Source organism: Streptomyces adelaidensis (assembly GCF_016598475.1).
In the GTDB taxonomy this organism is placed as follows: domain Bacteria; phylum Actinomycetota; class Actinomycetes; order Streptomycetales; family Streptomycetaceae; genus Streptomyces; species Streptomyces adelaidensis.
This window is the reverse complement of the sequence record NZ_JAEMUX010000329.1, coordinates 1-312: the sequence shown is the minus strand read 5'-3', so window position 1 is coordinate 312 and position 312 is coordinate 1. Positions and strand designations below refer to the sequence as shown.

The following is a 312-nucleotide window of genomic DNA, read 5'->3' as shown; positions in this document are numbered from 1 at the left end:
GCCCTTCCGGCGCGACGACCGCCGGGACGGGGACCGGCCGGCCTTCCGCCGCGATGACCGGCGTGACGACCGTGGCGACCGTCGTGAGGGCGACCGTCCCGCGTTCCGTAGGGACGACGACCGTGGTGACCGTCCCGCGTTCCGGCGTGATGACGACCGTGGTGGGTTCCGCAGGGACGACAACCGTGGCGGTGGCGATCGCGGTGGGTTCCGCAGGGACGACAACCGTGGTGCTGGCGATCGCGGTGGGTTCCGTGGGCGTGACGATCGCGGTCGTGACGACCGGCGCGGGGACGACCGTGGTGGGCGGCC

General features: G+C 74.0%; 1 pseudogene. It reads right to left on the bottom strand.

The features are described from left to right. Nucleotides 1-312, bottom strand: a pseudogene (locus I8N67_RS42100) (hypothetical protein); the annotation flags it as partial.